The sequence below is a fragment of the Leclercia sp. UBA1284 genome, from assembly GCF_002308415.1.
Lineage (GTDB): Bacteria > Pseudomonadota > Gammaproteobacteria > Enterobacterales > Enterobacteriaceae > Enterobacter > Enterobacter pneumoniae.
In genome coordinates this window covers 1,414,093-1,435,317 of record NZ_DBUS01000006.1, presented here as the reverse complement: position 1 = coordinate 1,435,317, position 21,225 = coordinate 1,414,093, and the positions used below count along the sequence as shown (strand labels likewise).

At 56.8% G+C, this 21,225-nt stretch carries 18 protein-coding genes and 1 pseudogene; 11 read left to right on the top strand and 8 right to left on the bottom strand.

The annotated features are described in order from the left end of the window. Window positions 1-247: 247 nt before the first annotated feature. Together B3511_RS10165 and B3511_RS10160 are read right to left on the bottom strand one after the other, a co-directional pair. Window positions 248-568 (bottom strand): annotated as a pseudogene (locus B3511_RS10165) (tlde1 domain-containing protein); the annotation flags it as partial. A gap of 167 nt (window positions 569-735) precedes the next feature. Then, window positions 736-1,761, bottom strand: coding sequence for an LLM class flavin-dependent oxidoreductase (locus tag B3511_RS10160; RefSeq protein ID WP_040075554.1), 1,026 nt, complete (start codon window positions 1,759-1,761; stop codon window positions 736-738). Between the two features lie 412 nt (window positions 1,762-2,173). Here B3511_RS10160 and B3511_RS10155 point away from each other — a divergent pair, with 412 nt between their 5' ends. From B3511_RS10155 to B3511_RS10120, 8 genes are all read left to right on the top strand, one after another. Next, window positions 2,174-2,359, top strand: a complete 186-nt coding sequence (locus B3511_RS10155) for a hypothetical protein (RefSeq protein ID WP_046885369.1) — start codon at window positions 2,174-2,176, stop codon at window positions 2,357-2,359. Window positions 2,360-2,472: 113 nt separating this feature from the next. Further along, window positions 2,473-3,888, top strand: coding sequence for a PLP-dependent aminotransferase family protein (locus B3511_RS10150; protein WP_212475944.1), 1,416 nt, complete (start codon window positions 2,473-2,475; stop codon window positions 3,886-3,888). Window positions 3,889-4,168: 280 nt separating this feature from the next. Next, complete coding sequence (gene ydcS / locus B3511_RS10145) at window positions 4,169-5,314, top strand: putative ABC transporter substrate-binding protein YdcS (RefSeq protein ID WP_040075558.1); 1,146 nt, start codon at window positions 4,169-4,171, stop codon at window positions 5,312-5,314. Between the two features lie 17 nt (window positions 5,315-5,331). Beyond that, window positions 5,332-6,345 (top strand): ABC transporter ATP-binding protein, encoded by a 1,014-nt coding sequence (locus tag B3511_RS10140; protein ID WP_212475946.1) that lies wholly within the window; start codon window positions 5,332-5,334, stop codon window positions 6,343-6,345. A gap of 7 nt (window positions 6,346-6,352) precedes the next feature. Beyond that, a complete protein-coding gene (locus B3511_RS10135) occupies window positions 6,353-7,291 on the top strand; it encodes an ABC transporter permease (protein ID WP_212476247.1) in 939 nt (312 codons plus the stop codon). Further along, window positions 7,281-8,087 (top strand): ABC transporter permease, encoded by an 807-nt coding sequence (locus B3511_RS10130; protein ID WP_046885373.1) that lies wholly within the window; start codon window positions 7,281-7,283, stop codon window positions 8,085-8,087. The genes B3511_RS10135 and B3511_RS10130 overlap by 11 nt, the downstream gene beginning before the upstream one ends. Window positions 8,088-8,110: 23 nt before the next feature. Further along, window positions 8,111-9,535 (top strand): aminobutyraldehyde dehydrogenase, encoded by a 1,425-nt coding sequence (patD, locus tag B3511_RS10125; protein ID WP_286782156.1) that lies wholly within the window; start codon window positions 8,111-8,113, stop codon window positions 9,533-9,535. Between the two features lie 164 nt (window positions 9,536-9,699). Next, window positions 9,700-11,145, top strand: coding sequence for a flagellin (locus tag B3511_RS10120; protein WP_286782154.1), 1,446 nt, complete (start codon window positions 9,700-9,702; stop codon window positions 11,143-11,145). Between the two features lie 37 nt (window positions 11,146-11,182). On the opposite strand, the gene B3511_RS10115 is transcribed toward B3511_RS10120, so the two are convergent. The 3 genes from B3511_RS10115 to B3511_RS10105 are packed head-to-tail and all read right to left on the bottom strand — an operon-like array spanning window position 11,183 to window position 12,077. Then, entirely contained in the window at window positions 11,183-11,365 is a 183-nt protein-coding gene (locus tag B3511_RS10115) for a DUF1869 domain-containing protein (protein WP_286782152.1), read from the bottom strand. Window positions 11,366-11,368: 3 nt separating this feature from the next. Beyond that, window positions 11,369-11,722 (bottom strand): DUF1971 domain-containing protein, encoded by a 354-nt coding sequence (locus B3511_RS10110; RefSeq protein WP_040075566.1) that lies wholly within the window; start codon window positions 11,720-11,722, stop codon window positions 11,369-11,371. A 28-nt stretch (window positions 11,723-11,750) separates the two neighbouring features. Next, window positions 11,751-12,077 carry a DUF1971 domain-containing protein gene (locus B3511_RS10105; protein WP_040075567.1) on the bottom strand — a complete coding sequence of 109 codons (327 nt, stop codon included), beginning with the start codon at window positions 12,075-12,077 and terminating at the stop codon, window positions 11,751-11,753. 131 nt (window positions 12,078-12,208) lie between these two features. Between B3511_RS10105 and B3511_RS20660 the strand changes: the two genes are divergently transcribed. Both B3511_RS20660 and B3511_RS10100 read left to right on the top strand, forming a co-directional pair. Continuing rightward, the gene (locus B3511_RS20660; RefSeq protein ID WP_411815355.1) at window positions 12,209-12,301 is read left to right on the top strand and encodes a hypothetical protein; all 93 of its coding nucleotides are present in this window, start codon (window positions 12,209-12,211) and stop codon (window positions 12,299-12,301) included. A gap of 163 nt (window positions 12,302-12,464) precedes the next feature. Then, window positions 12,465-12,638, top strand: coding sequence for a GhoT/OrtT family toxin (locus B3511_RS10100; RefSeq protein ID WP_046885377.1), 174 nt, complete (start codon window positions 12,465-12,467; stop codon window positions 12,636-12,638). 162 nt (window positions 12,639-12,800) lie between these two features. Here the strand turns inward: B3511_RS10100 and B3511_RS10095 are convergent, their stop codons facing one another. From B3511_RS10095 to B3511_RS10085, 3 genes are read right to left on the bottom strand one after another with little or no spacing between them, the layout of a single operon-like run. Continuing rightward, on the bottom strand, window positions 12,801-14,957 hold the full coding sequence (locus B3511_RS10095) for a virulence factor SrfC family protein (RefSeq protein WP_286782149.1): 2,157 nt from the start codon (window positions 14,955-14,957) through the stop codon (window positions 12,801-12,803). Further along, entirely contained in the window at window positions 14,954-17,935 is a 2,982-nt protein-coding gene (locus B3511_RS10090; RefSeq protein WP_286782147.1) for a virulence factor SrfB, read from the bottom strand. Before B3511_RS10090 ends, B3511_RS10095 begins: the two co-directional genes overlap by 4 nt. A 4-nt stretch (window positions 17,936-17,939) precedes the next feature. Continuing rightward, on the bottom strand, window positions 17,940-19,304 hold the full coding sequence (locus B3511_RS10085; protein WP_286782145.1) for an SrfA family protein: 1,365 nt from the start codon (window positions 19,302-19,304) through the stop codon (window positions 17,940-17,942). A gap of 281 nt (window positions 19,305-19,585) precedes the next feature. Here B3511_RS10085 and B3511_RS10080 point away from each other — a divergent pair, with 281 nt between their 5' ends. After that, on the top strand, window positions 19,586-21,184 hold the full coding sequence (locus B3511_RS10080) for an ABC transporter substrate-binding protein (RefSeq protein WP_286782143.1): 1,599 nt from the start codon (window positions 19,586-19,588) through the stop codon (window positions 21,182-21,184). Window positions 21,185-21,225: the final 41 nt, after the last annotated feature.

Below are 21,225 nucleotides of genomic sequence, written 5' to 3'. Positions count from 1 at the left end.
TAGCCAGTTTTTATTCTTTTCCAGAAAAGGGAGAGTAACCAGACAAGCAATAATGTGAAGAGTAATGACAATATCATCAGAGCGGTGATATAGCGGTCATACCATTCGGTTTCCGTCAAAAAACCAAATTTACTGGTGTAGAGATCATATAAGTAAATATCTGGCATGAATGCGCAGAGTAGCGAGAATAAAATGCTAAGAAGGAATAATGATCCTACCCCTGTCAAAACGCTATCTATAGGCTTCATTAATACACCTGTATCGTACCGAAAGCGCTAAGTTCTGCCGTTATTAATCCAGGCATCGAACTTAATAGAGCATGGTGGAGAATTCGGTAATGAGCATGGCTGGGTAAGGTAATACATCCTTCGCTTATTCCCGAACTTCCCGCCGGAAGTAGGCGAAAGGCGCCTCGCTCAACGCTTTCTATAAAAGTTGAGTCGTTAACGTCATTATCATCCCTATAAAGCGCAAACCAGTGATCGCGATTAGAACCACTCTCAAGTTCTTTTATCATATCATGCCAGCGAGAAAGTAAACCTCCACGCGGCCGGGCGACAATATAATATCCTCTCCCTGGGCCAGTTAAATCGGACGTTACTTAATACCGTTTTTCGGCTAATGTCCAGGCAGTGTGTGCTATAAATATTTGAGATATATCAGTTGGTTTATATCAAACCATATTATTAGAGCCCCTGAACTGATGTATCCTTCAGGGGCTCTAAAATTAAAATATTAATCCCGCCAGCCCATTCCCGGCGCAACATGCTTCAGTATTGACTCTATAACATGCACGTTATACTCCACGCCCAGCTGATTCGGTACGGTCAGTAATAACGTATCCGCTTCGGCGATGGCTTCGTCCTGTTTAAGCTGTTCGATCAGCTTATCCGGCTCAGCGGCGTAGCTGCGTCCGAAAATAGCGCGGGTTTTCTCATCCAGATAGCCCACGCTGTCGCTTTCGTTGCGGCTGGCACCGAAATAGGCGCGATCCTGCTGATTCATCAGGGCAAATATACTGCGGCTAACCGAGACGCGCGGCGTGCGAGTATGGCCGGCCGCAGCCCAGGCCTCGCGGTAGGCACGAATCTGTTTTGCCTGTTGAATATGGAATGGCTCGCCGGTCTCGTCGTCTTTTAACGTCGAACTTTGCAGATTCATTCCCAGCTTCGCTGCCCACTCCGCCGTCGCATTCGATCCTGCGCCCCACCAGATTCGCTCGCGCAACCCTTCGGAATGGGGTTCCAGGCGCAGCAGGCCCGGTGGGTTAGGGAACATCGGCTGTGGATTTGGCTTCGCAAAGCCCTCTCCACGCAGGACATCCAGCAGCACCTCGGTATGACGACGCGCCATGTCTGACTCGTTCTCGCCTTCGGCAGGAACATAGCCAAAGTAGCGCCAGCCATCTATGACCTGTTCCGGAGATCCACGGCTGATACCTAACTGAAGCCGCCCACCCGAAATGAGATCGGCCGCACCCGCATCCTCCGCCATATAGAGGGGATTTTCATAGCGCATGTCGATAACGCCGGTACCTATCTCGATTCGCTGGGTCTTTGCGCCAATTGCAGCCAGCAGCGGGAAGGGGGAGGCGAGCTGACGGGCAAAATGATGCACCCGGAAATAGGCGCCATCAGCTCCCAGCTCCTCCGCTGCGACAGCCAGATCGATGGACTGCAACAGCGCGTCGGCGGCAGAGCGGGTACCGGACTGCGGAGAGGGAGTCCAGTGACCAAAAGACAAAAATCCAATCTTTTTCATGACAGGGGTATCCTGGTTAGAGGTGTCTTCGACAGGCGACTACCCGCCGGAATTGATCTTTACTTTACCCCTAAGTCGATGAGAATAAATGCCATTTGTTTAACATAACTTTTCAAATAATTTGAATAAGGCCAGGCGGGAGACGATTATCATGACGAGCGTGGCTGCGCTGCTGGAGGGAATTTCTTTAGTTAAAAAAATAGCTTGCAACATTACTGCAACCATGCGTTAATGGCTCTTCGGTTTGAAATCCAAAAGATATCGTAGCAGTTTCTTAAAGCATCTCTCATCACGTTGTGCCTCTCCACAGCCTCTCCTGGGTTTTTTCTTTACGCTCTGATTAGTTTTGTCTCAGACCCTTATTGCCTTAAAGGCCCATTAGTTTATAACGTTTAACGTTCTGGAGATTTTCATGACTAACATTCATTTTCGTTGCCCATGCTGCCATGGTTCGCAATACCGCACGTCGGTTTTCGACGTCTCATCAAAAAACCCGATGGGTGCCAAGTGCATCTTCTGCAAGTCGGCCATGATGACGTTTGACCATATTGCCGTATCACAGCACGCGCAGCGCGTCCCTTTTGAACTGCGTAAGTAATTGCCCGCGGCGCCGTCACGCCCGGCTTTTCCCCCTCTCGTAACCATAACAGTTCATTAATTCTTCCTTTTTTCTCCTGCTGATATAGAGTGTTTCGCAGCAAGGAGAGAACGATGAAAAAATATCAGCGCCTGGCGCAGCAAATCATTTCGCAGATCGAGTTGGGTGTCTGGCAACCCGGCGATAAATTGCCCTCGCTGCGAGAGCAAGTGGTCAGCAGCGGCATGAGCTTTATGACCGTTGGCCATGCCTACCAGATGCTGGAAAGTCAGGGCCGCATCGTTGCCCGTCCGCAATCAGGTTATTACGTCGCCGCACGGCCGATGGGCCAGCAGCCTGCGCCCCCTGCGCAAGTGATGCGCGACGAAGCCGTGGACATTAATACCTATATTTTCGATGTATTGCAGGCCAGCCGCGACCCGTCCGTCGTTCCCTTCGCCTCTGCCTTTCCCGATCCGCGACTCTTTCCACTGCAACAACTCAACCGCTCGCTGGCGAACGTCAGCAAAACGGCCACCGCCATGAGCGTGATCGAAAACCTTCCCCCCGGAAACAGCGATCTGCGCCATGCCATTGCCCGTCGCTATGCCCAGCAGGGGATGAACATCTCCCCGGAGGAGATAGTGATCACCGCCGGGGCGCTGGAGGCGCTGAACCTCAGCCTGCAGGCCGTGACCGAGCCGGGCGACTGGGTCATTGTTGAAAATCCCTGTTTTTACGGCGCTCTCCAGGCACTGGAGCGGTTAAAACTTAAAGCACTGTCGGTGGCGACGGATGTGCGCGATGGGATAGATCTTCAGGCGCTGGAACAGGCGCTGAACGACTATCCGGTGAAAGCCTGCTGGTTAATGACCAATAGCCAGAATCCGCTGGGATTTACGCTCAGCGCAGAAAAAAAAGCGCGGCTGGTGGCGCTATTAACCCAGCATAACGTCACCCTGATTGAAGACGACGTCTATAGCGAGCTGTACTACGGTCGGGAAAAACCGCTGCCGGCGAAGGCGTGGGACAGCAACGACATGACGTTGCACTGTTCGTCATTTTCGAAATGTCTGGTGGCCGGGTTTCGTCTTGGCTGGGTGGCGGCAGGCAAACATGCCCGCCGCATTCAGCAACTGCAGTTGATGAGCACCTTGTCGACCAGTTCGCCCATGCAGCTGGCGCTGGTAGATTACCTGGCGACCCGGCGTTACGACGCCCATCTGCGCCGACTTCGCCGCACCCTGGCTGAACGCAAACAGCAGGCCTGGCAATCGCTATTACGTCATCTGCCTGCCGAGGTGGTTATTCACCACAGCGATAGCGGTTACTTTTTATGGCTGGAACTGCCCCCGACGCTGGATGCCGGTAAACTCAGTGAGCAGGCCCTGCGCCACCACATCAGCATTGCGCCGGGCAAAATGTTTTCGACCTCCGATGCCTGGACCCCGTTTTTCCGGTTTAACACCTCGTGGGCATGGGGGGAGCGCGAAGAGCAGGCAGTTATTCAACTGGCGAAATTAATCCGCTCCATGCTTTCTCCGAATTAATTCTCTCTCCGCACTGCCAGGTTTATTCATCTTCATCTCTCCTCGCCGCGATAAATTCGCGGCGTTTTACTTTTCGCTGTCATAGGAAATTTGCATACCGCGCGTTAGCGCTAACTCCTTGTCTATAATCCAGTTAACGGGGAATGCGCCCTCGGTCACAACCTGATGAAATATCTACAGCGTGCCGGGTGCGCCGCATTCGCGCGGTCTACGTTTAATACAGGAGATATTTTAAACGGCACGGCCGCCGCCAGATTGCATTGCGACAGGAGTAACGTGTATGAGCAAAAAATTTGCCCGTAGCAGCCTGTGTGCGCTCGGCATGACGATTCTGACTGCACAAGCGGCCGAGCCACCCAAAGAGATCGGAAAAGGCGAAGGGCGGCTGGATATTATTGCCTGGCCTGGCTATATCGAGCGCGGCCAGACCGATAAAGCCTACGACTGGGTTACTCCGTTTGAACAGGAGACGGGCTGTAAAGTCAACGTGAAGACTGCCGCCACCTCGGATGAGATGGTCAGCCTGATGGCGAAGGGCGGCTATGACCTGGTCACCGCCTCCGGCGACGCCTCCCTGCGCTTAATCATGGGTAAGCGCGTGCAGCCAATAAACCCTGATTTAATCCCCAACTGGAAAACCGTTGATCCGCGTATGGTGAAGGGGGAGTGGTTTAACGTCGGCGGTAAAGTCTACGGCACCCCGTATCAGTGGGGACCAAACCTGCTGATGTATAACACCAAAACCTTCCCGACGCCGCCCGATAGCTGGAGCGTGATCTTCGTTAAGCAAAATCTACCCGACGGCAAAACCAATCAGGGGCGCGTGCAGGCCTATGACGGCCCGATTTACATCGCCGATGCGGCACTGTTCGTCAAAGCCACTCAGCCCGATCTCGGTATTACCGACCCGTATCAACTCACCGAAGCACAGTATGCCGCCGTGCTAAAAGTGCTTCGCGACCAGCATGCCCTAATCCACCGTTACTGGCACGATACCACCGTGCAGATGAGTGATTTCAAAAACGAAGGTGTGGTGGCCTCCAGCGCCTGGCCGTATCAGGCTAACGCCCTGAAAGCCGACAACCAGCCCGTCGCTACCGTCTTTCCGAAGGAGGGGGTGACCGGCTGGGCGGATACCACCATGCTGCACAGCGATGCCAAACATCCAGTGTGTGCCTATAAGTGGATGAACTGGTCGCTCACGCCAAAAGTGCAGGGCGATCTGGCCGCGTGGTTCGGCTCGCTGCCGGTGGTGGCGGAGGGATGCAAAGCCAGCACCCTGCTGGGTGAAAAAGGGTGTGAGACCAACGGCTACACCTACTTCGACAAAATCATGTTCTGGAAAACCCCGATAGCCCAGGGCGGCAAGTTCGTCCCTTACAGCCGCTGGACGCAAGATTACATCGCCATTATGGGCGGCCGTTAATCGCCCGGGAGCAGAAGATGACGTACGCGGTAGAGTTTAACGACGTCTCCCGACGCTATGGTGAGGTGCGCGCGGTGGATCGCGTCACCATGGGGATCCGTGACGGGGAGTTCTTCTCCATGCTGGGGCCTTCGGGCTCCGGCAAAACCACCTGTCTGCGCCTGATTGCCGGGTTTGAACAGCTGAGCGGTGGGGCCATTACCCTGTTCGGTAAAGAGGCCAGCGAACTCCCTCCCTGGGAGCGGGATGTGAATACCGTCTTTCAGGACTATGCGCTCTTCCCCCATATGTCGATTCTCGATAACGTCGCCTACGGGCTGATGGTAAAGGGCATCGACAAAAAAACGCGTCATGCCCGGGCGCATGAGGCGCTGGAAAAGGTCAGTCTGGGCTTCGCCGTGGCCCGGAAACCTTCTCAGCTTTCGGGCGGCCAGCGTCAGCGAGTGGCGATTGCCCGCGCGCTGGTCAATCAGCCGCGGGTATTGCTGCTGGACGAGCCGCTGGGAGCGCTGGATCTAAAACTGCGCGAGCAGATGCAGTTCGAACTTAAAAAGCTCCAGCAAGAACTGGGGATAACCTTTATCTTCGTGACCCACGATCAGGGCGAAGCGCTCTCGATGTCGGACCGGGTCGCAGTATTTAATAACGGCCGCATCGAGCAAATTGACACACCCCAGGCGCTCTATATGCGCCCACGCACGCCTTTTGTCGCCGGATTTGTTGGCACCTCGAACCTGTTTAATGACGAGCAAGCCCAGCGGGTCTGTGGCATGCCGGGCCTCTTCGCTCTGCGCCCGGAGCATATCCGCCTGAACGTGGGCGGTGAAGTCCAGGTGCAGGGGGTGGTGCAGGCGGTACAGTATCAGGGGGCCGCGACCCGCTTTGAGCTGCGGCTGGCCGATGGCGCAAAATTGCTGGTGAGCCAGGCCAATCTCAGCGATGCGTACTTACCCGCCGGGCTGGAGATTGGCCAGCCGGTCACCGCCTCATGGGCGCGGTCGGCGATGGTGCCGCTCCATGGGGAGGGATGAGATGGCGATGAGTACCTCACCGGGAATCGCATCGCAGGGGATGGTCAATCGGCTCTCCGGCCTGTTCTGGCGCAGGCCATCGCTGGGACTTTTCCTGCTGTTGTTAGGGCCGCTGATGTGGTTTGGCATTGTCTATTTAGGGTCGCTGCTCACCCTGTTGTGGCAGGGGTTCTATACCTTCGACGATTTCACCATGTCGGTAACGCCGGATTTGACCCTGGCGAATCTTTACGCGCTCTTTAACCCGGCGAACTACGACATCATCATTCGCACGCTGGTGATGGCGATGGCGGTAACGCTCGCCAGCGCGGTGCTGGCGTTTCCAATGGCGTGGTATATGGCACGCTATACCCGCGGCAAATGGAAAGCGTTTTTCTATATTGCGGTAATGCTGCCGATGTGGGCCAGCTACATTGTTAAAGCCTACGCCTGGACGCTATTGCTGGCCAAAGATGGCGTGGCGCAATGGTTTCTGGGCCATATGGGGCTTGAGCCGCTGCTCACCTCACTGCTGACGTTACCCGCCATTGGCGGCAATACGCTGTCCACCTCCGGGCTGGGGCGTTTCCTGGTCTTCGTCTACATCTGGTTGCCCTTTATGATCCTGCCGGTGCAGGCCGCGCTGGAGCGTCTGCCAGCCTCGCTGCTTCAGGCCTCCGGCGATCTCGGGGCCCGCCCGCGTCAGACCTTCCGTTATATCGTGTTGCCGCTGGCGATCCCGGGTATTGCTGCCGGGTCTATCTTCACCTTTTCATTGACGCTGGGCGACTTTATCGTGCCGCAGCTAGTGGGGCCACCAGGCTATTTTATTGGTCAGATGGTCTACTCCCAGCAGGGGGCGATTGGCAACATGCCGATGGCGGCCGCGTTTACGCTGGTGCCCATCATTCTGATCGCGGTCTACCTGGCGTTCGTGAAACGCCTGGGAGCCTTTGATGCACTCTGAACGCGCACCGCTGTTTCTCAAAATTGCTACCTGGGGCGGGGTGATCTTCCTTCACTTCCCGCTATTAATCATTGCTATCTATGCGTTTAATACCGAGGATGCCGCGTTCAGTTTTCCACCGCAGGGGCTAACGTTGAAGTGGTTTAGCGTCGCGGCAGCGCGGGGCGATATCATTGACTCCGTGACGTTGTCACTTAAAATTGCCGCGCTCTCCACCGTGATTGCGCTGGTGCTGGGTACGCTGGCGGCCGCGGCGTTATGGCGCAGTGACTTCTTTGGCAAAAATGCGATCTCACTGTTGCTGCTCCTTCCCATCGCACTGCCGGGAATCATCACCGGCCTGGCACTGCTTACCGCCTTTAAAACCGTCAATCTTGAACCGGGTTTCTTCACCATTGTGGTCGGCCACGCCACCTTCTGCGTGGTGGTGGTGTTCAATAATGTCATTGCCCGCTTCAGGCGGACCTCATGGAGCCTGGTCGAAGCCTCGATGGATTTAGGGGCCAACGGCTGGCAAACCTTCCGCTATGTCGTGCTGCCCAACCTGGGCACGGCGCTGCTGGCCGGCGGAATGCTGGCCTTTGCTCTCTCATTCGATGAGATCATCGTCACCACCTTTACCGCAGGACATGAACGGACGTTACCGCTGTGGTTGTTAAATCAGCTGGGTCGCCCGCGCGACGTGCCGGTGACTAACGTGGTGGCACTGCTGGTCATGCTGGTAACAACCATCCCCATTCTGGGAGCCTGGTGGCTCACCCGCGACGGCGATAGCGTGGCCGGTAGCGGAAAATAACGTTTATTCAACGGGACAATGCTATGCAAACTCAATTGTTGATCAAGGGTGAACTGGTAAATGGCGCTGGGGAAAAACAGCCGGTCTACAATCCTGCCACCGGCGAGGTGCTGGTAGAAATTGCCGAAGCCAGCCCTGCGCAGGTCGATGCCGCCGTGCAGGCCGCCGATGCCGCCTTTGCCCTTTGGGGGCAGGCCACGCCGAAAACGCGCGCCGACGCGTTACTGAAACTGGCGGAGGTCATTGAGCAGAATGCCGGAACGTTCGCCGAACTGGAGTCGCTCAACTGCGGCAAACCGCTGCACTGCGTCAAGAGCGATGAGATCCCGGCGGTGGCTGATGTGTTTCGCTTCTTTGCCGGTGCCGCCCGCTGTCTGAACGGGCAAGCCGCAGGCGAATATCTTGAGGGGCATACCTCAATGATTCGCCGCGATCCGGTCGGGGTTGTGGCGTCTATCGCCCCCTGGAACTATCCACTGATGATGGCGGCCTGGAAGCTGGCACCGGCGCTGGCGGCGGGCAACTGTGTGGTACTCAAACCCTCTGAAATCACGCCGCTCACGGCTCTGAAGCTCGGCGAACTGGCTAAAACCATCTTCCCGGCAGGCGTCCTTAACGTACTGTTCGGGCGCGGAAAAACGGTGGGTGATCCCCTGACCGGGCACGAAAAAGTACGTATGGTGTCACTCACGGGCTCCATCGCGACCGGGGAGCATATAATTGGTCATACCGCGTCGTCGATAAAACGCACCCACATGGAACTGGGCGGCAAAGCGCCCGTCATTGTGTTTGACGATGCCGATCTCGACGCCGTCGTGGAAGGGGTACGCACTTTTGGCTTCTACAACGCCGGGCAGGACTGTACCGCCGCCTGCCGTATCTATGCTCAGCAGGGGATCTACGCCGCGCTGGTCGAAAAGCTGGGCGCCGCTGTCGCCAGCCTGAAAATGGGCGCACCGGACGAGGAGACAACCGAGCTGGGGCCGCTCAGTTCACAGGCGCATCTTGACCGCGTAAGCCACGCGGTGGAGGAGGCGAAAGCGCTGGCCCATGTGCAGGTGATTACCGGCGGCAGCAAGCATGATGGCAAGGGTTACTTTTTCCAGCCCACGCTGTTGGCGGGAGCAAAACAGGAGGACGCTATCGTCCAGCGCGAAGTTTTTGGCCCGGTGGTCAGCGTCACGGCGTTTGAGGACGAAGCGCAGGTCCTGGCCTGGGCCAACGACTCGCAGTACGGGCTGGCCTCGTCCGTCTGGACGCAGGACGTAGGACGGGCGCATCGCGTCAGCGCGCGTTTGCAATACGGCTGCACCTGGGTCAATACCCACTTTATGCTGGTGAGCGAGATGCCGCACGGCGGAATGAAAATGTCGGGCTACGGCAAGGATATGTCGGTCTACGGGCTGGAGGATTATACCGTGGTGCGCCACGTCATGTTTAAACATTAATTTGCCTTGCCGCCAGGAGTGATCCTTCTGGCGGTCGCTTTTTATTATGAATATTTTATATATTCTTTGAAGAATATATCGTCATGCCTTTACAATCCGCGCCCTAAATTAAACTGCGTCCTCGCCGATAATGTCATTAATTACCTTTTCTGCGATCCAATATCATGCTGGCTATTAATCATAATGAAATGACCGGGCTCTTGCTTAAATCCCGGAAAAATAACGAATCATTACTCGCGCAGACGGTAGAGCGACTCTCATCAGGGTTACGTATTAACGGTACTAAAGATGATGCGGCCGGTCTGTCCATTACTAACCGTATGCTCTCCTCCATCAACGCAGACAGCGCGATCTCGCGGGGCATGGATGATGCGATAAGCCTGGCGCAGACCGCTGAGGGGGCATTGAGCGAAGTGAGCAATATGCTGATTCGGGCCAAAACGCTGGCGGTTCAGGCAGCAACCGATACGCTTTCCGAAACCGATCGCATCAGTATAAATAATGAATACCAGCATATTCTTGCCGGTATTATGCATATTGCTGAAACGACAGAAATATTTGGTCAATATCCACTGGCGACGGATAACCCCACTTTTCCGCCGCAATTAATCGGCGATGTCAGCCCGTTAAATACAAAATTCCCGATTCAGGGTAACAGTTATGCTTTTTCCTCGGGCATTATTCCCCTGGCCTATATTCCGGCGGGCTCGACTACGATTGCGATAAATATTAACTCGTTAGGACAGGATGACGATCTCCAGCTCTTTACTCGCGACGGTAAACATCTGGTCGGGACGCCACTTGAAGGGGTCGATGCCGATTACACCTGGGTCAGCCGTGGCATCAGCGATGCCGCCACGGCGACCCACGCCTTTATGACGCCTGAAAACGGTTTTACCGCTGGGGCCACCTACGACGGCTCCCAGTTAGTCGAAGGGGGGGCAAGCTGGGATCCTACCGGTGCAACGCTCAACTATAACGGCATGAATATCACCTATAGCGGCGACGGTGACCGCTATGAAGACAGCACCAACGGCGGGTTCAACGACGGTACCAATGGCAGCAATATGGTCGAGCGCATCACGCTTGATAACGTCACGGAAGATCTGCTGGTGGTGGTGGTAGGTAATGGCTCTTTCACCAGCGCCATTACCTGGGGGAATCTGCCGACACCGACAATGCCCCCGACGGTGCCGCCAAAGCAGAGTCGCGCGATTGAAGTGGTGACCAGCGCCAATTTTGGCGAGGAGGTTCAGCAGATGACGATCGAACCCACGCCGACCGACCTTAAAACGCTGAAGCTGGAAAACAGCGAAATGACGACCCAGGCCGGGGCCAGAAGCTGTATGGCGACCCTGGACGCGGCGCTGGAAAAAGTCAGCGGTTACCGCAGCCAGTACGGCGGGCTGATCAACAGCTTTGAATCACACAAGTCGGTTTTATCACAGCAGGGTATTGCGTTACAGGCCAGCCGGAGCCGTATTCAGGATGCGGACTACGCTGTCGAAGCCAGCCGTTTAGCCCGGGCGCAGATCATCTCTCAGGGGCAGAATGCGGCGCTAAAAATCGCAAATCAGAGCCCACAAACCGTGCTCGACCTGCTTAAATAAAGGCTCACGCAGCGGCGAGGGCACCGCTGCGCAACAATTACCATCCGCAGACGTTATGCTCATTCTCACTGTCGTAGGCGCGAACGGTGTTAACCAGATCCTTCACCACGTCGGCGGCGACGTCCGGAATCAATAGCTCCATTGGGGCTTCTGTCTCGTAGTCCACCGACACACCGTTGCTGTTGTTGATCACGGTGACGGTATACGTTGCCTTGCCCATGGCTTACTCCTTATGTGTATTGACCACTTTACCCAGTCCTGCGCCTTCGAGAGTCGCTGCCGGGTCAGCGAAAAAGTCGATATTAAAGTAGGTGTCGTCCGTCAGTAACTCAATGCGATGCCACTTCTGCGGCGGGGAGATACCGAAACTGCCCGCTTCAATCACCAGCTCCAGATCCGGCTCGGTGGCATCAGCATCGGCAAAACCAAAGTAACGCACTGCACCCTGCATCACGGAGAGTCGACCATACACGCCGGCTTTGGTGTTGTGATGGGTAAAGAGCGCTTTAGGGGCGGTTGTCTGGTTCCAGAACGGGGTCGCACGGGTGTGAACATAGTTTTCAGGAATACGTAACATAGTCAGTTCCTTATCAGCGGCAGGGCGCTTAAAGTGATTTCAAAACATCGGGCTCGACGAAGAAATCGATATTGAACAGCGTGTCATCGCTCATCACCTCAATGTGATGCCAGCGCTCCGGCGGAAAGACGCCGAAATGACCGGCTTCAATGATCAGGATGCTGTCGGGCTCGGGGGTGGTTGCATCAGCATAGCCGAGATAGCGTACAGTGCCCCGCATCACGCTCAGGCGAGGATAGACGCCGGGACGGGTGCCCTGGTCAAGATGGCGCTGGAAGATGCCAGCAGGGGCAGTCTCTTTGTTCCAGAACGGCGTGGAACGGGTATGAATACAACTTTGCGGAATAGGTAGCATCGTTTTTTCCCTCTAAAGCCTGAGACCATTACACCACGCTTCAGTAAGGGTTATTTTGCATAAAGTGCATTTAAAATACAACTTTAAAGTGGTACCTCTCAGGTGGTCTATACTTACCCATTCCGATGGCAATGCAGGAGATGCTTATGCAGTATGTTGAAAAAGACGATCCTCAGAATGCGCCCGAGTCGGGTGATAAACAGCCACAGCCGGTGAAAAAATAACACCGTGTAAAGGTCGCTTCGGCGACCTTTTTTATGTAGCGGGTTATACTCATTTGTTATTACCACACAAATTTCATGGATAACTTGTAACAAAAAAACTTGATCTGTATCAACGTATACCGCATATTGCGCGCGGTTATTTTAAACAGATTGGGTGAATGCGATGACGTTGTATCAAAAAATGTTGGTGTTTTACGCAATCATGGCCTCCATCTGCGCGCTGATCACCTGGTTCCTCTCCAAAGATCGTAAGCGTATCCGCTTCCTGAGCGCCTTTCTTGTCGGTTCAACCTGGCCGATGAGCTTCCCGGTGGCGCTACTGATCTCGCTTTTCTAGAGCCCTGTTCCGCGCCGACAAAAGCCGCTCTGCTCTCGGGACGGTGAATGATCCACACGCTGGACGCGCAGTGTCATAAGCGATCTCCTCCGTCCTGGCGAAGGCACTGGCTGACGGCAGGAGTGAAGAGACGACCCGCTGGTGAGCGGGCCGCCGTGAGCGTTACGACAAAATCGCTTTTAACTGCTGGCGTGCCGCTGGCGTCACATCCTGTGGATGCTGGTAGCCGATGTTCTCGCACGCCTGGGTATAAAGCGCGACCAGCCAGTCGTAAACATACGCCGTGGCCGCATGAACCGGTTGTTCGCCAAGACGGCTCAGGCGCGGCGCGGTGCTGTCCACCGTCGGCGTGACGAAAATCGGCTGCCCTTTGCGAATACGGCTGGCCGGGCGTGCTTCGGCAGGGGTCTGCGCATAACCCACCCAGCTTACGAAGTTACCCAGCGCGGCATACAGCTGGGCGGCGCTGCCTTTGTCAGCATCAACGATCTGCTTCAGTTGCCCCGTCAGATTCAGTCGGTAGCTGCTGGTGACCAGCACGTCAGCAATCTGTTGCAACACCCTGGCTTCCAGTCCCAGACGATGGGCGGCCCCGTCGTCGCGGCTCCACTGGCGAACATGGTTAACCCATAATTTGTGTGCCAGCCGGGCTTTGTCTTGCGGCTCCCAGCGCTCATCGCTCTGCTGGGCGCTGTCGGCAAACAGATCAATGGCATCGGTGAAGAGACCATTGACCTGCTCTTCACGCGGTTGTTGCACGGCCATCAGGGTTTCAAAGGCCTTAAGCGGCGGCAACAGCCCCTCCAGTAACTCACCATGACGGCCAGCCATCCCCTGCAGGGCGCGAACGACCCCTTCTGCGGCGCTACGCTGTGCCGCGGGCTCCTGAGTCAGCGGAGCCAGATAACCCTGCATCATCGTACGCAGTTCGCGGTGCAAGCGCGCGCGCAGCGCCTGTAAGCGCGCCTGACGCTGACCAGCAAGCGTCGCTTGCGACAGCCATTCAATGACGCGCTGCATGCTACTGCTGTCCAGTGCCTGCAGCGTGCCCCAATGCTGACCCGGTTTGCCCAGCAGTTGCTGAACCGACTCGTCGAGATTCGAGCGGGTGGTAAAACGGGCATCCTGCGGCGTAATCGCCCATACCAGCCCTGGCAGCGCGGCCTCTTCGCCGGGTTGGGTATCCTGAACCCAGTTCAGCAGCGCGCGGGCGGTGCTGGCGGTCTGGCTGTGCTGGAGAGTGGCGTTACAGATCACCAGCACATCCGGTTGCAACTGCTGGCGGTAGTGCTCCAGTAGCCACTGACGCTTCGCCTGCGCCAGCGGTGCTTCGCTCTGCGCCGCGGGTGCGGGAATATCAATCATCGCTACGCCATCCAGCGCGCTGCTCTCCACCGGGAGCACCACTTCGCGGGTGAGCAGGGCCAGCACGTCCAGAGGGATACTGATGGCGTTCATCAGTTCGCCGTTCTGCACGGGGTGCAGTACCGCCTGTTGAACATCCGGCTGGGCAAGATCGCCCTGAGTGAGAAAACCTTCGGTCGGAAGACCAAAATTATCGACCAGCAGGCTGACCGGTGCTGCCAGCTCCGGAGCATGGCTGGTCTGATGCAGAATATGCGCCAGCGCCAGCCAGGCCTGGGTTAGCTCCTGCTGTTCACCCCACAGCAGCGACCAGACGCTGGCGCGGGTACTGAGATCCAGCGAAGGCAGTAGCAGCGCGAACTGATGCCAGAGGGCGTCGTCCATTTGCTGTACTGCGGCAGGCACGGTGTCACGCCAGTAGCGGGCAATGGATCCCACATCGGCGGCGGAGATCCCCGGCACCGCCTGAGGTTGTCGCAGGGCGCGCCATTTTTCCAGACGCGCCTCAATCACCGCTTTATCCACCGCCGGCACGGTTGCACGGGTGATAAAGAGCTGCACCAGTTCGGCCTCGGTAATCAGGCTCAGACGCAGCGGGAAGGCGTCGTCGGCAGGCGCTTCGGCGGTCGGCGTAAAACGGATCGCCATATTGGTCAGGGCATGACCGGGGTTGATATGGGTGAAGTAGTCGAAAGTCCGTGCGCCCACGGTCACGTTCATACGTCCGTTGCCGCTGCCGCACAGGGAGGCCAGCAGATGCGCTTTCGCAGCCTGAGCGTGGCCATACAGCCCGATGGTGCTGCCTGCATGCAGCGCACGTTCGATGGCGCTCTCCTGGGCTTCTGCTGCGGCCAGCCGCGCCAGCAGAGCGTCGGCGTCGTTATCCAGTATTGGAGCGTGCTGGCGGGTCTGATTAATCCAGTCGATGACTGCCTTAGTAATGGATGCACTCATTTCAGGTATACGCTCCCGCTGTCGATCCAGTAGTGGCTACCGCTATGACGGCGATCGGCCAGGGTGTTCAGTTTAAAGGTGAGGGCGTCGGGCGGTACCGGCGTACCGTCCTGGAGCCAGGCATCGCTAAGCTCAAAGGCCTCCGGCCCTTCATGTCGGCTGCCGCCGCGCAGTTGCAGGCGCACGTTCAGCACTCCGTCGCCCGCGATGGACTTCGCCAGGTCGGCGGAGTTGATGCTCAGGGTATAGAGCGGCGTCGCAGGCCAGCGGGCGTTTGCCAACTGGCGGAAGCCGAGCGTGACGTTGCCGCGCAGCGGGAAGTGCAGCCGGGTGTCCAGTTTCGCACCGGGCTTATCGAGGTCGATATCCTGATACCAGACGTTCTCGTCACGCAGGGTATTCACGGTGTTATCAAGTACGCCGAGATAGCGCACGGTCGAGTAAGCGCCGATATCTGCCGCTTTGAAGTTGAAGCGCGGCAGACGCAGATCCAGCGCCAGGCTACAGAGCATGGCGCCGACGGCGGCGGTGGATTTCGGATTGCCGATGCGCCCTTGCTGACTGAAGGGATACCATTCGTGGACACGGTACTTATCCAGCCACACCATACGGCTAACGGGAACAGGCTGCAGATGACGGATCAGCGCCTGGACGCCCGGCAGGCAACCCGGACGGCCGGTAATCAGCAAAATATCGCAGGCGTAATGGGAGATCGCCTCAGATACCGCATGCAGCGGGGCGGCGAGGGTGAAATGGCCCGCCAGCATCGCCTCCTGCATTTCGCGGAAGTTAACATGCAGCGGCACCGCGAAGAGGTCAAACGGCGCTGAGCCAGCCGGCAGCGCATGATCGATAGCCTGCTGAAGGTAGTTCATGACGTTGCGCGTCGGTTTGCGGCTCAGCAGATCGCCAAAGGTGGCATGCAGTCCGTCCAGCGGGTCGTCGATATCACTGGCTTCCCAGGCGCCAAGAATGGCATGACCTATCGGCATAAAGAGCTGCAGGGCCGTCTGCTGGCGCAGCACTGCCTGGGTATCAATACGCCCGGAGTCGCCAAACAGCGAGGCCATCAGCAGCGAAGCGTCGGCAATGCCTGCTTTTTGCAGCTCTGTCTGCAGGGCCGGCAGTACATAGCGCTGGATCACATCCAGCAGGGTGTCATCACCGGCCACCTTAAAGCCTTCGCGGAACAGCAGTTGCGGGGTGATTTTGACATTGCTACCAGAACCGTCATCCAGCTGATAATGGGTGATGGCCATGTCGGTGGTGCCACCGCCAATATCGATAGAGGCTACCCGCAGCGCCCGGCCTGGCGCACAGCCAGGCTCCGGCTCGCGGTCAGGACGCGCGACGGAGGCAAAGAACGTTTCGGTCTGGCCAGCGTAATGCGAGATGGCTTCGTTATAGAGCCATACCAGCTGACCGCAGCTCGCCTCGTCCCACTCCATCTGAATTTCCGGCACCGGTACCACGCTCTTTTCCTGCTGCTTGCGGCTGGCGAAATCTTCATCCTGTGGATGCCAGCCCATCGCCTTCCAGACAATGGCGATAGCTTCAAACATGCGGCGACGGAAGATCTCACGCTCCTGTTTGGGCATTGCCGACGGCAGGGTAAGGATCAGGGTGCGTAGCTGACGCGGGGAGGCCGGGAAGCCCAGACGCAGACGGGTGGCGACGCTATTGATCTGCCCCAGCGCCTGTGCCAGCAGTTCGCACAGCATGTGGGTCATCAGGGTGCTGCGGCTGTACTGCGGCGAGAAGACCGGCAAGCGCTCGTCCTGCGGCAGGGTAAACAGCGGCTCTCCGTCGTCATTCATCAGGTTCATCAGCGGGAAAGCGGTCGCCAGCGGTTCGCGCTGGGTTTTGGCATTCATCTGACTAAAACGCCAGTCCTGCACCACCGGGGTCTCATCCCACAGATAGCGGCGCGGGCTTGAAATCCCGCTGTTGCCTTCGGTTCCCAGACGCTGGGTCGCCAGTTTACGGGCTTCATCGCCCACGCGCACAATCGACGGCCAGACGAACGCGTCTTCGCGTCCACTCTCTACGGAGAAGTGCTGCTTGCCGAAGCGGGCTTCAGAAAACTCGAGACGGCTGGTAAACAGCGGCTCATTCAGGAACTGGGGTTCGCTCAGGGAGCGCACCTGGAGCTCTGCCGTCTGGCGCAGGCCATCGTTGGCGTCGCCATGATCTTCAATGATCACGCCGCAGGTATGGGTATTCCCCACATCCAGAATCAGATCCACTGGGATAGCCGGAGTGCTGAGGGTATGGGTGACAAATTTCACTTCCGGTATGGTGAGCTGTTCACCGAGCATGGCCAGCACGTTGAGCCAGTGGGCCTGGTACTCAAAGTTACGCATCGCCAACTGCAGATCGCGGTCGGCACGGTTCTCTACGCCGGAAGCGTACTGGGTAAAGGCTTCTCGCAGCCAGCCGTCAATCCAGGTCTGGTCGAGGAAATCCGCCACTTCGTCATCACGCCAGGCGAGGGAGAAACGGGTCCCGTTCAGGATATCGTTTTCCACCGGTGAGAGTCGGGAGGTAGCATGCGGCGCTATCTGGCTATCCAGAGCCAGCGTCACCCGGTGGGTATGGCCTGCGCTATCCGGCGCTTCCAGCTTACGCACCTGCACTCGCGCCCAGTTATCCGGGCCTTCTACGAAGGTACGCGGCGGGTTGAAGCGCAGGAAGGGCACCGGCAGCCAGACGCCATCCAGCACCGTCAGGGATTGCTGCAGCGAAAGGGTGCTTTCGGGTTTAACCACTTCCGGCTGGCCACCACCGCTGGCGGGCAGCGTGTAGCGGTTGTTAATCACGTCAAAATTGAGACGCAGCAAGGGGCCGTTGGCGGTTTTACGCACAAAACGTCCGCTCTGGGCACTGTCCTGCGGCGTCAGGCCAAAATCAAGAAACTGTACGCCACTGTTGGCGATAAGCGTGACGCTCTGTTTATAGTCGCAAAGAGTTACCAGCATGGGATCACGCACCTGCTTTTCTGAATGTCAACGGAACCACGGTTTTGGCGTCGTAACGGGCGGTACATTCCGCCACATCGTTCACCCCGGCTTTGCAGGCGATCTCCGGCATCGGATAGCGAGAGCCGTCAGTGCAGCGGGCATTGCCGCGCGTTTTAATCATCAGCTCACCGTTGCTGTGCAGCCCGGAGAAGACCTCCGTACGGCAGACGATATTGTCGCCATGCACCACGCGCGCGGTGCCTTTATTGTTCTGGATTTGGTAGCGCAGTGAGGGCGGTTTACCGGTGATAGGATCTTTCACATCCAGCATGACGCGCCAGCTACCGTTAAGGAAGCGGGTTGAGCCGGCTTTCACCTGACCGGCCTCCATCACCAGCGCCTCTTTCGGGATAGCGGCAATCACTACCGGCTCGGTTGGGGAGGCAGGCTCCGGCGCTTTCACCTGCGCGGCCACCACTTCCGCCTGGTGCAGAGGCAGCGTTAAGGGCAGGGGCTTCACCGTCGCGACGGGTTTAGGTGCAATCTCTACGGCCGCGACAGGGGCAGGGGCAGGCTGGGCCTCAGCGGTCTCTACCGGGGCGCTATGGGTAGACCACAAGAGTGGCGCAGCCACGGCTACGACGACCAGCGCGGCCACCGGCAATGGCCACAGCGGGAAGCGGCGTTTTTTCATCACTACAGGCGTGGCAAGCGGCGCTTCGGGCTCGGGTTCAGGCTCTTTGGCTAACGCCTGCGGGGCGGGTTGAGCGGTGTAGAGATCGTCTGCGGTGATCTGAATCGTGGCCGGGGCTGAAATCAGCGGTTCATCGGCTTTTTCGAAGATGATCTCCTGCACCGGTTCCGGCTCGGGCTCTTCTACCGGGGCGGGGATCTCCACCGGGCGCAGGGATTCGCGCAGGCACTCGAGCACATCGTCCCTGGCGTTTTCGTTAAGATTAACAAAACCCCAGAAAGTGATGACCGGTTTGCCATCCACCAGGAATAAAAAGTTTTCGCCGGGGAACTGGAAGGCTTTGGACAGTAGGGAGCCAAACAGCTGTTGAGCGGTTTTGGGGGACTGCAGCGATTTTTTGCTCAGGGACTCGACGCTGGAGAGGGTGCTTTCAAGCAGGCGCAGGGCGCGATAGCGGGCATCTTCATCGGCGGCCTTCCAGCTACTTACGCTGCCCTCAACAGGGGCATACCAGTCAACCCTGTCACCCTCGTCGTTGACTTGCGGAATCGCCAGGCAGTCGACGATGGACTGCTGTTTGCGCAGGCGCAGCGCCTCGCGGATTTGTAATGCAGATTCGAAAACGGCCTGACCGCCGCCGCCAACGGCCTGAAAATCATCCAGATTACCGCTACGTAAAAGTGTTTTTGCCACGATTTGATCCCATAGACTTCTTCACCCTTGTACTTTACGGAATCCGTTGGCAACTAAACGGCAGAAGAGACAACAAAAGGGGCGATTTCTTACCGCATTGCGCGGACGAAAAGTGCTTGACGCTGAATGGCACTTAAGGCAAATCTCCCTGGAGCAGCGGTGAGAAAACCAGCGAAAATAGCGCCTTTAGAATATCCTGATAGTGTTTCGTTATTTGCCAGTACGAATGTGCTGTGCTGTTATTACGGTTCTTCATAATAAATCCGCAAAGGGTAATAACGATGTCTACAGGGAAAACGCTCCTCGCGCTGGCATTCAGCGCGCTGTTACCGGCAAGCGCGGCATGGGCCGCGAATAACGATACGATTATTTACTGTTCAGAAGCCTCCCCGGAGTCTTTCAACCCGCAAATCGCCAGCTCAGGCCCCACTTTTGTGGCCAGTTCGCAGGTGCTCTATAACCGCCTTATCAACTTCGATCCGGTAAAAAACACCCCGGTTCCGTCGCTGGCGGAGTCCTGGACTATTTCGCCGGATGGTAAAACCTATACCTTTACGCTGCGTAAAGGGGTGAAGTTCAACAGTAATAAGTTCTTTAAACCTACCCGCGACTTTAATGCCGATGACGTTATTTTCTCGGTTATGCGTCAGAAAGACTCTAAGCACCCGTATCACAACGTCTCCCAGGGCAACTACGAATACTTTAATGATGTCGGGCTGGATAAGCTGATTCAGGACGTGAAGAAGATTGATGATTATCACGTGCAGTTTGTACTGAGTGAGCCGAATGCCGCCTTCCTTGCCGACTGGGGGATGGATTTCGCCTCTATTCTCTCGGCTGAGTATGGCGACGCCATGCTGAAAAAAGGGACGCCGGAAAACGTAGACAACTGGCCAATTGGCACCGGGCCGTACGTCCTGCAGCAGTATAAAGTTGACTCCCTGATTCGCTATATTGCCAACCCGAACTACTGGGACGGGGCGGTTCCGACTAAGCACCTGATCTTCTCCATCACCCCCAACGTGGAGACCCGTCTGGCGAAGCTGCAAACGAACGAATGCCAGATCATTCCTGCGCCGTCGCCGGTGCAGTTCGACGTCATTAAAAAGAATAAAGATCTGACCCTGCATACGGTCGATGCGCTGAATGTCGGTTATTTAGCATTTAATACCGAGAAAAAGCCGTTTGATAACGTGCTGGTGCGACAGGCGCTGAACTACGCTACCGATAAAAAAGCGATTATCAATGCCGTCTTTATGGGCTCGGGTACGGTGGCAAAATCCCCGATTCCGCCGAATATGATGGGCTTTAATAAAGATCTGAAAGATTACCCGTACGATCCGGAAAAAGCGAAAGCCCTGCTGAAGCAGGCCGGGCTGGATCAGGGGGCAGAAGTCACCCTCTGGTCTATGCCGGTGCAACGCCCTTATAACCCCAACTCTCGCCGTATCGCCGAGATGATTCAGAGCGACTGGGCGAAAGTGGGCGTGAAAGCAAAAATCGTCTCGTATGAATGGGGCGAATACCTGTCCGGTATGCGCAAAGGGGAACACGACAGCGCCCTGTTCGGCTGGATGTCGGATAACGGTGACCCGGATAACTTTGCCGACGTGCTGCTGGGCTGCGACAGCATTAAAACCGGTTCCAACGCTGCACGCTGGTGTGACAAGGGGTATGATGAGCTGGTCAACAAAGCGAAGCTGACCAGCGACCCGGCTGCACGCGCTAAGCTTTACAGCCAGGCGCAGGAGATCTTCTACCAGCAGGCGCCGTGGATCGCGCTGGCGAATGGCAAGACTTTCTTTGCCACCCGCAGCAACGTGAGCGGTTATAGCGTCAGTCTGATGGGGAGCGATTTCTCGAAAGCGAAGCTCAACTAAGCCTGTGCCGGGTGGCAGGGTGCCACCCGGTGAACCGATAA

What these genes read in the sequence shown, in the direction of transcription:
- B3511_RS10160 (WP_040075554.1), bottom strand. Translation starts at nt 1,761, where the DNA reads ATGAAAAAGATTGGATTTTTGTCTTTTGGTCACTGGACTCCCTCTCCG.
- B3511_RS10080 (WP_286782143.1), top strand. Translation starts at nt 19,586, where the DNA reads ATGTCTACAGGGAAAACGCTCCTCGCGCTGGCATTCAGCGCGCTGTTA.
- B3511_RS10090 (WP_286782147.1), bottom strand. Translation starts at nt 17,935, where the DNA reads ATGCTGGTAACTCTTTGCGACTATAAACAGAGCGTCACGCTTATCGCC.
- B3511_RS10095 (WP_286782149.1), bottom strand. Translation starts at nt 14,957, where the DNA reads ATGAGTGCATCCATTACTAAGGCAGTCATCGACTGGATTAATCAGACC.
- B3511_RS10135 (WP_212476247.1), top strand. Translation starts at nt 6,353, where the DNA reads ATGAGTACCTCACCGGGAATCGCATCGCAGGGGATGGTCAATCGGCTC.
- patD (WP_286782156.1), top strand. Translation starts at nt 8,111, where the DNA reads ATGCAAACTCAATTGTTGATCAAGGGTGAACTGGTAAATGGCGCTGGG.
- B3511_RS10105 (WP_040075567.1), bottom strand. Translation starts at nt 12,077, where the DNA reads ATGCTACCTATTCCGCAAAGTTGTATTCATACCCGTTCCACGCCGTTC.
- B3511_RS10120 (WP_286782154.1), top strand. Translation starts at nt 9,700, where the DNA reads ATGCTGGCTATTAATCATAATGAAATGACCGGGCTCTTGCTTAAATCC.
- B3511_RS10140 (WP_212475946.1), top strand. Translation starts at nt 5,332, where the DNA reads ATGACGTACGCGGTAGAGTTTAACGACGTCTCCCGACGCTATGGTGAG.
- B3511_RS10110 (WP_040075566.1), bottom strand. Translation starts at nt 11,722, where the DNA reads ATGTTACGTATTCCTGAAAACTATGTTCACACCCGTGCGACCCCGTTC.
- B3511_RS10100 (WP_046885377.1), top strand. Translation starts at nt 12,465, where the DNA reads ATGACGTTGTATCAAAAAATGTTGGTGTTTTACGCAATCATGGCCTCC.
- B3511_RS10115 (WP_286782152.1), bottom strand. Translation starts at nt 11,365, where the DNA reads ATGGGCAAGGCAACGTATACCGTCACCGTGATCAACAACAGCAACGGT.
- ydcS (WP_040075558.1), top strand. Translation starts at nt 4,169, where the DNA reads ATGAGCAAAAAATTTGCCCGTAGCAGCCTGTGTGCGCTCGGCATGACG.
- B3511_RS10130 (WP_046885373.1), top strand. Translation starts at nt 7,281, where the DNA reads ATGCACTCTGAACGCGCACCGCTGTTTCTCAAAATTGCTACCTGGGGC.
- B3511_RS20660 (WP_411815355.1), top strand. Translation starts at nt 12,209, where the DNA reads ATGCAGGAGATGCTTATGCAGTATGTTGAAAAAGACGATCCTCAGAAT.
- B3511_RS10155 (WP_046885369.1), top strand. Translation starts at nt 2,174, where the DNA reads ATGACTAACATTCATTTTCGTTGCCCATGCTGCCATGGTTCGCAATAC.
- B3511_RS10150 (WP_212475944.1), top strand. Translation starts at nt 2,473, where the DNA reads ATGAAAAAATATCAGCGCCTGGCGCAGCAAATCATTTCGCAGATCGAG.